The sequence below is a fragment of the Paenibacillus sp. 01L418 genome (assembly GCF_056400045.1).
Map to the genome: position 1 here is coordinate 1 of NZ_JBFTSN010000475.1, position 4,497 is coordinate 4,497.

Annotated in this window: 3 protein-coding genes and 1 pseudogene; all 4 read left to right on the forward strand. The window is 42.2% G+C overall.

Features of this window, described 5'->3' with window-relative positions:
- A partial coding sequence (locus tag AC1DSE_RS30700) for an ABC transporter permease (RefSeq protein WP_477528735.1) occupies positions 1 to 894 on the forward strand: 894 nt, incomplete at its 5' end.
- A 37-nt stretch (positions 895 to 931) separates the two neighbouring features.
- Positions 932 to 1,822, forward strand: coding sequence for a carbohydrate ABC transporter permease (locus AC1DSE_RS30705; protein ID WP_477512540.1), 891 nt, complete (start codon positions 932 to 934; stop codon positions 1,820 to 1,822).
- A 53-nt stretch (positions 1,823 to 1,875) separates the two neighbouring features.
- Positions 1,876 to 3,396 (forward strand): ABC transporter substrate-binding protein, encoded by a 1,521-nt coding sequence (locus AC1DSE_RS30710; protein ID WP_477512541.1) that lies wholly within the window; start codon positions 1,876 to 1,878, stop codon positions 3,394 to 3,396.
- A gap of 116 nt (positions 3,397 to 3,512) precedes the next feature.
- Positions 3,513 to 4,497: pseudogene (locus AC1DSE_RS30715) on the forward strand (sensor histidine kinase); the annotation flags it as partial.

Sequence of the window (4,497 nt, forward strand, 5' to 3'; positions counted from 1 at the left end):
AAGAAATACAGGGCTTTACTCATTATGATGGTCCCCGGGCTAGCGTACTTAATTTTAAACAATTATATTCCTATGTACGGAGTCATCTTAGCTTTCAAGGAACTGAACTATGTAGATGGCATTTGGGGCAGTCCTTGGGCCGGAATGTACAACTTTAAGTTTTTGTTCAGTTCTCCCGATGCTTTTCTGATAACGAGAAATACGATTATGTATAACGTATTTTTCATCGTTGTGAATACCACTTTTGCGCTTCTTGCCGCACTGTTGGTCAATGAGATTAAAGATAAAGTCATCACCCGTTTTTACCAGAGCACGTTTTTGCTGCCACATATCATTTCAATGGTAGTTGTCGCTTATCTGGTATACAGTTTTCTAAATACAGATAGCGGGCTTATCAATAGACAGTTAGACAAATGGTTTAGCACCGAGTCGATTTCTTGGTACAATGAGCCGGATTACTGGCCATATATTTTGGTTATTGTGAATGCGTGGAAAAATGTCGGCTATTTGGCAATTATTTATTTTGCGGCCATTATCGGTATTGATAAGGAATTTTACGAAGCGGCAACCATCGATGGCGCTAACAAATGGAAACAGATGACTCGGATTACGATTCCACTCATCTCGCCAATGATTATCATCATGACGCTGCTAGCGATTAGTTCGATTATGCGTTCAGACTTCGGTCTATTCTATCAAGTACCGATGAACTCAGGTCCGTTAATGCCTACTACTAATACGATCGATACATTTGTCTACCGTGCAATGATTGAGCGTGGAGACATTGGAATGTCGACTGCCGCTGGTATTTATCAATCTGTTGTCTGCTTCTTCTTGATCTTAGGGGCAAACTTCGCAGTTCGCCGAATCAGCAAGGATGACGCGTTATTCTAATCGATAAAAATTCATAAAGAGAGGAGGCATCAAGCAGATGCCAGTTACATCACGTTTACGATCTCCACTTATCCATCTGTTCTTTGTGCTCTTCAGCATAGCGTCACTGTTCCCGTTCATTTTAGTATTTATGGTCTCCATTTCAGATGAGAGTTCGATTGCCCAGAACGGATACAGCTTAATTCCAAGCAAAATTAATTTCGCTTCTTATCAGTTCTTATTTAATGACTTTGGTCAGATTGCGAGATCTTATGGAGTAACCATTCTCGTAACTCTTATTGGAACAACGGTCAGCTTGTTTATAACGGCGCTCTTTGCTTATCCTTTATCACGCAAAGACTTGCCGCTGCGCCGCACGATGTCATTTCTTCTATTTTTCACGATGTTGTTTAGTGGAGGCATGGTGCCCTGGTATATCACCTATGTGACAATGATTGGGCTCAAAAACACACTGTTTGGCATGATTATACCCAATCTATTACTGAGTGCCTTTAACGTTTTGTTGATGCGTAGTTTTTTTGCCAACACGATACCAGAATCTATCGTTGAGTCAGGCACGATCGACGGGGCGAGCGAGCTGACTATCTTCATGAAGCTAGTGGTGCCGCTTTCAGCTCCAATTATCGCGACAGTCGCCCTCTTCAATTTGTTAGCTTATTGGAATGACTGGTACAACTGTATGCTGTTTATCGATAAACCAGATTTGATGAATATCCAGTACCTGATGACCAAGACGCTAAATAATGTACAGTTTCTAATTATGAAGGCGGATACATCCAGTCAAGTAGGCGAACTTCTTTCCAAAATGCCAACCGAAGGTGTTCGAATGGCACTCGCCATTATCGGCGTCGCGCCGCTCCTGGTCGCTTATCCATTCTTTCAAAAATTCTACATCAGCGGTATCACCAGCGGTGCGGTTAAAGGTTAAGAATACGCATCTAGGTTTCCGATAAAAACATAGAGAAGAAGGGATTGGTTACGTTGAAGAAAAAGCTGCAAATCGGAATAACCCTGATCATCATTGTTATGCTAGTTCTGTCCGGATGCGCTCAGAACAAAACAGGAGGTTCCAACACTCCAAAAGAGGATACGAATAACACACCATCCAATGAGACTGGTGCTGCTAGTCTCAAGCCTTACAAAATTACATTGATTTATCCTGGTGCTGTGCCTAAGGATCTAAAGCTTGTTCAGGATGAAATGAGCAAATACTTAACAGAAAAAATCAACGCAACTATCGAATTGAAACCGATTGATTGGGGCTCTTGGACAGACAAGACTAACCTGATGAAAATTTCCGGCGAATCCTTTGATCTCATCTTTACTGCCGGATGGTTTGGTTATGGATTAGACGTATCCAAAGGACAATTTGTAGAACTGACAGATCTCATTGCAAAACACGGTAAAGATATCCCTGCCATTTTGGGCGATGATTTTATGAAAGGCGCACAAATTAGCAACAAGACTTATGGCGTTCCTACCAAAAAGGAATTCGCACAAGGTTTTGGTTTCCTTCTAAACAAAGAATTGGTTGATAAATATAAATTCAATACTGAAGGAGTTAAAACTCTGGAGGAAATGGAAGAAATGTTTAAAGTAATTAAAGAAAAAGAACAAGGTATAGTACCCGTTGTTAGTAATAAATTTGCAAACACTTGGGGAGCAGCTAATTACGATAGCGGTATAATTTCACGTGACAGCAAAGAGTTGAAAGCTATTGATACCCTAGAAGACCCTAAATTTATTGATTTTCTGAAGCGTATGAGACAATGGAATCTTAATGGTTGGTTCGATAAGGATGTTATGACTTCAGATTCTAGCGGTCAAGCAGAGAACATGATAAAAGCCGGCAAAGCCTTTGCAATCGGTTCATCATTGAAGCCTGGTAAAGATAAAGAAATGTCTGTAACAATGGGACTGCCGCTCGTACAAGTTGAGACAGCACTACCTTATACAACAACAGGTGAAGCAAATGGAGCATTGCTATCGATTTCCCGTACTTCCAAGGATCCTGAGAGAGCAATGATGTTTCTTAATATGCTGTATACGGATGCTAAGCTTCTTAATATGCTGGATTGGGGAATTGAAGGTACGCACTATGTTAAAAAAGCAGACAACGTCATTGATTATCCAGAAGGCGTAACAGCTGAGACACAAGGCTATCCGAGCCCAGGCGGTTGGATGTTCGGAAATCAGTTCATCTCATACTTGTGGGCAAACGAAGACGCTGACAAGTGGGAACAATTCGAGAAGTTCAACGAAAGTTCCGAACGCTCTATCGCTCTTGGCTTTACTTTCGATGAGGCACCAGTTAAGGCTGAGAAGGCTGCAGTCGGTAACGTAGATAAAGAGTTCCAGATGGTTCTGAACTCAGGTGCTGTCGATGATGTGGAAGGAACGATTTCCAAGTATAAAGCTAAGCGTAATGCTGCGGGATACCAGAAAATTTTGGAAGAACAGCAGCGCCAGCTAGACGAGTGGGCCAAAGCGAATACGAAATAAGTTATATGCAGGAGTTGGAGAGTAAACCTCCAACTCCTCCTTCTTTTCCAACCTGATGAGATATGCCATAATAAAATGCAAAAGGTATACCGACATGAAGGAATAGGGGAAGAACTGTGATGAATCCTAAAGGCTCTTTGCGTTTCAAGTTAACGGTCGGCTTTATTACCATTACGTTGCCTCTAGTCTGTCTGCTGCTTTACAGTAATTACACGGCCTCCAATTCCGTACGAGAACAAGCGGCGGAGTCGAGCAAAAGTATGATCACACTATATTCTAACCAGATCCAGACTGCGCTTGGCATAGAAACTAATTTTCTATACGATTTAGCAACCGCGGATGTGGATATTCTGTCATTGAACAAGATGGTCTACAACTCTAACGAATATACATTGACCAAGATGCGGATCCTGAACAGCTTAAGCCGATATAATCGGTTTGACAGCACTGTAGATATTCAGTTCGCCTATTCTAACGCATATCTTGATCTGATTCATACCAATATCAAAACAGCCTCTTACGATGAAAATCTGGCCATCAAGCAAGGCCTTCAGGACTTGCTTGACACAGTAAAGCCCGGCAGCCCATTATTTTCAGGGTGGAGGGTAGTTAGCTCTGGTAACATACATGGCTTGGTACGCATTGTGGATTCGGGCGCTGGTGTATACTTGGGAGCATGGGTTCGCCTTGAAAAGCTGATGATTCCTCTGGATCTGATTCAGCTGGGAAGAGAAGGCTTTGCTGCTCTTGCGGATAGTGAGGGGAAACTGATCACCGGAAGCTTCGATGTTGGCGGTTTCGCCGATCCTCCTCTTATTGACTTCTACGAGAAATACCAGAGGATTATGGGAGAAAAAGATACCTACATTGTCGTCAGTAATCCAATTATCTCAACGGATGTTACGCTGGCTGCGTTCATTCCGGAAAAGCGAATGCTTCATAATCTTGCTCGTTTTCGTATGATTATTGCTTGGATTCCGGTATTTGCCGTTGTGATGCTCTCTCTCTATTTGATTTATCTTAACGGTATTATTCTCAGGCCGATGAATGAATTAATAAAAGGCATGCGCACTCTCAAAAGAGGGGACTGGGCATATAGGC

What these genes read in the sequence shown, in the direction of transcription:
- AC1DSE_RS30705 (WP_477512540.1), top strand. Translation starts at nt 932, where the DNA reads ATGCCAGTTACATCACGTTTACGATCTCCACTTATCCATCTGTTCTTT.